The 3,920-nt window shown below is 64.6% G+C and carries 3 protein-coding genes and 1 pseudogene; all 4 read right to left on the minus strand.

The window, feature by feature from the left end:
* On the minus strand, positions 1 to 362 hold a 362-nt coding region (locus tag N5D20_RS24530; RefSeq protein ID WP_034399481.1), incomplete at its 3' end, for a TetR/AcrR family transcriptional regulator.
* Positions 363 to 470: 108 nt separating this feature from the next.
* Positions 471 to 1,358, minus strand: coding sequence for a 3-hydroxyacyl-CoA dehydrogenase (locus N5D20_RS24535; RefSeq protein ID WP_016448220.1), 888 nt, complete (start codon positions 1,356 to 1,358; stop codon positions 471 to 473).
* Positions 1,355 to 3,136, minus strand: a complete 1,782-nt coding sequence (locus N5D20_RS24540; protein WP_016448219.1) for an oleate hydratase — start codon at positions 3,134 to 3,136, stop codon at positions 1,355 to 1,357. Before N5D20_RS24540 ends, N5D20_RS24535 begins: the two co-directional genes overlap by 4 nt.
* Positions 3,137 to 3,362: 226 nt before the next feature.
* Positions 3,363 to 3,575: pseudogene (locus tag N5D20_RS24545) on the minus strand (DNA gyrase C-terminal beta-propeller domain-containing protein); the annotation flags it as partial.
* Between the last annotated feature and the right edge of the window lie 345 nt (positions 3,576 to 3,920).

Here is a 3,920-nt window from a genome sequence, read left to right on the forward strand (position 1 = left end):
AGCTCCATGGCGATGCGCGCCCATTCGCCCCGATGGTGGATGGTGTCCAGCCAATCCAGGATGCACGCCAGGGTGCCGTCGAGACCTGCGTCGCCGCAGGTCGCCAGCATCTGCTCCAGGCTGGCGGCCTTCTGTTCGAGGTTGCGCTCCATCACCTCCAGCAGCAGCTCCTCGCGATCGGCGAAGTTGGAGTAGAAGGCCCCCTGCGTATAGCCGGCACGCGTGCAGACGGCGCGCAGCGACAGCGCCGGGATCGAGTGCTCCACGATCAGCGCCTCGGCGGCATCCAGCAGCGCCGCGCGCGTGCGGACCTGCGATTCACTGCGGTTGAGCGGACGTGCGTGGCGTTGGGCTTGGCTCACGGCCGGCTCCGGCGCGACGGGGCGGCAGTATGCCACCGCCTTGCACAGGACGCCGTCAGCGTGCGGTGACCGTTCCCGACGGAGCACGCACGGGCGGCGGACATGGCGTCAATCATCGTAGAAGCCACCCCCCGCACCGGCGCCCAGGCGACCCTTGTCGATGTAGTTCACCTTGAGATATTCGGCCCAGCCCTGCGTTGCGGGATTTGCGCTTGCGATGTTGTACGCCGTGCGCAGGCCGACAATGTCGTAGATCTGGAACGGCCCCAGCTTGGCGCCGGTCCCGATTCGCCAGGTCTTGTCGATGTCCTCCGGACTCGCCACACCTTTCAACAACAAGGCGGCGGCCGCGTTGAGCAACGGCACCAGCAGCGAATTCAGCACGTAACCCGGCTGCTCCTTGTGCAGTCGGATCGGTTCCATGCCGATTTCCGCAGCGAAGCGCGCCACCTGCTCGAACACCTCAGGATCGGTCTGCGGCGTACCCATCACTTCCGCTGTGTTCTGGCGCCAGATGTGATTGGCGAAATGCAACGCCAGGAACTTCTCCGGCCGGCCCGTCGCATCCGCGAATGCACTGGGCAGCAGCGTGGAGGAGTTGGTGGCGAAGATGGTGCCTTCGCGCGCCAGCCTGGCGAGTTCGGCATAGACTGAGCGCTTGAGTTCCAGCTTCTCCGGCACCGCTTCAATTACCAGGTCCGCGTCGCGCACGGCCTGCGCAAGGTCGCTGCTCAGTGCGATGGCCGCCGCGACCCTGGTGGTCGCCTCGGGCGTCGTCCCCGGCAGGTCGGCGGCATATGTCTGAGCCAATCGCGTCAGGGCGTCGCGGGCACGCTCCAGCGCTGCTGCGTCAATGTCGTACGCCGTGACGCTCTTGCCGTGAAAGGCGCACTGGAAGGCGATCTGCGCGCCGAGCACGCCAGTGCCCAGCACGGTCACTCGCTGCAGGCCGGAGGGCGAGGCGACGGTCTTTGTGGTGTCCTGTGTCATGTTCATGCGTCCTCCCCGGCCAGCAGGCCGGCGTCGTGGAGCAATGCACCGATCTCGGTGCGGTCGAGCCTGGCCAACACGCGGTCGCGCAGGAACGACGGGCCCGGCAACGCCAATTCTTCGCCATCGCGCAGCTGGTGCAGTGCATCCAGCAGGGTGCGGATGTCGTAGGTGGAATTGAACACTTCCGGCACGCCGCGTTCAATGCCCAACAGCGTGTAGACCGCTTCCATCGGCGTGCGCACCGAGTACTCGGTGGTGAAGATACAGTCGCGTTGCTTCGACTCCGCGAACTGGCCGATGAATGCGAAGTTCACAGCGCCCGCTGGCACCACGTCAGGGCGATCACCGGCTTGACGCGGCATGAAGAAGGCGGTGATGTACGGCATCATCACCGGCACGGTGTTGGCTCCCGTGGCTGCAAGCTCCGCGATGTCCTCAACCGGCACACCCATGTGATACAGCCATTCCTGGGTGATTTCCTCGCCGGTGCAGTCCTGCATCGGCTTCTTGACGTAATCCCCCGGCACGTCCGCGAACAGGCCATAGAACCAGATCACGACCTGGTCCTTGGGCTGCTTCTTGAAGTGCGGCTGGCGGTTCACCGTCCAGCTCAGCAGCCAGCTGGAATCCTTGGCGGTGACAATCCCGCCGGTCACCACCTTGCCGCTGAACGGGTCGCGCTTGGCGATCTTCTCGATGTACTTCGGGATGCGCGCGTCCAGCGTGGTGATGGTGGCGGATTCCCATTTGGTCTCCGGAATGTGCGTGCCGAACACGTCGGGCCGCCCGAACGACGGATCCTTGGCCGCGATGCGCCGCCACAGATCCCAAGCCGGTGCCGGGCCTTCGTCCAGCAGCGCCGCGGTCTTATGGTCGCCCTCGTTGCTGTTTTCCACCAGCGAGCCGATGGTCATGAACAACAGGTCATCGGGGCCGAGTGCCATGCCACCGGGCTGGCCGTCGCGGTTCCAGTGGATGCGCGTGGCCTGCTTGCGTCCGTTGGTGGCATCGATGTCGAAATCGACATCTGTCACCTCGGTGCAGTACTGGAACACCACGCCCTGGTCCTTCAACCACTTCACCAATGGCAGCACCAGCGATTCGTACTGGTTGAAGCGGGTGAACTTCAACGCGGAAAGATCCGCCAGACCGCCGATGTGGTGGATGAAGCGGTGCAGATAGAGCTTCATTTCCAGCGCCGAATGCCACTCTTCGAACGCGAACATGGTGCGCCAGTACATCCAGAAGTTGCTGGCGAGGAAGTCCTCACCGAACACCTCGTTGATGCGCTTGTTCTCCATCTCCTCGCGCGTGGCCATGAAGACCTTGAGCATGTCCTTCTGCGCGGCCTTGCTGAGCGTGAACTTGCCCATGTCGGGCGCAGGCTTGCCCTGTTCGATGGTGGCGCGCTGCAGGGAGAAATTGGGGTCGTCCTTGTTCAGCCAGTAGAACTCGTCGAGCACGCTGGCCCCCTCGACTTCCAGCGACGGAATGCTGCGGAACAGATCCCACAGGCATTCGAAATGGTTCTCCATCTCGCGGCCGCCGCGGATCACGAAGCCCTTGTCCGGCTTCTCAAGTCCATCCAGTGCGCCGCCCGGCACGTCGATGCGTTCCAGGATGGTGATGCGCTCGCCCGGCATCTGGCCATCGCGGATCAGGAAGGCGGCGCCGGCCAGCGAGGCCAGGCCGGAGCCGACGAACCATGCGGATTTGCCGTCGACCCCGTCTGGCTTGCGCGGGCGGGCGAAGGCTTCGTAATTGCCACTGCTGTAATACATGTACGGACTCCAGTCGGGGAAGTTCAAGGTCATCGATCTAGCGAAAGGTCACTCCCACGGTAATGTATATCACCTGATATTTGAATTCGATTTGAGATCTATATGGCTGTCCGGACGGCTTTTCGCGGCCCGCAAATGATCTGGGCACCCGAAGGTGCCCAGAGGTAAGCGCGTTTGATGGCGGGGACGATGCCGGTATTGTTACTGCCGACCCCGCCCGCGCAGGCTACGACTGTTCGCCCCTGCTGTCCGCGTCGACGCTCGTAATTGATTCGGCATCGGCGTCGTCCAGCGAGACATCCAGCCGCTCGATCGCCTGCAGCTTCTCGCCGGCCTGCACGCGCATCAGGGTCACGCCCTGCGTGTTGCGGCCGACCTGGGCGATGTGCGCCGCCGGCGTGCGTACCAGCGTGCCGCCATCGGAGATCAGCAGCACATCGTGGTGGTCGGAGAGCGCAGCACTGGCGGGGTGCTGGCGCTGAGGAACAGGTAGCTGCCGGACGCCGGGTGGGCGGCGAACCGCAGCCGCTGGTCCCGGCAAGGTTGATCGCGGCGCGGCCGGCGGCATCGAAGTGGGAGGAGCTGGCGCAGCCGCTCGAAAATTGCGGGACGACGGCAACACCGGCGGCGCTGGCGGGACTGGCGTAGCGCGCCGTCAGGCCGGCGATTTCGGGCGCCAGATTGCGGCTCACCCGGGTGTTGTGCGCGAACCAGCCGCCCAGGAAATGGGCGAAATTGCTGCTGTTGCTGCCGAGGTACGCGCCGCTGGCGCCGCTGCCACCGG

Source organism: Stenotrophomonas sp. GD03877 (genome assembly GCF_029840555.1).
Taxonomy (GTDB): Bacteria; Pseudomonadota; Gammaproteobacteria; order Xanthomonadales; family Xanthomonadaceae; genus Stenotrophomonas; species Stenotrophomonas geniculata.

Bases quoted from the DNA above. Each gene is read 5' to 3' on its own strand.
- N5D20_RS24540 (WP_016448219.1), bottom strand. From the start codon at position 3,136: ATGTATTACAGCAGTGGCAATTACGAAGCCTTCGCCCGCCCGCGCAAG.
- N5D20_RS24535 (WP_016448220.1), bottom strand. From the start codon at position 1,358: ATGAACATGACACAGGACACCACAAAGACCGTCGCCTCGCCCTCCGGC.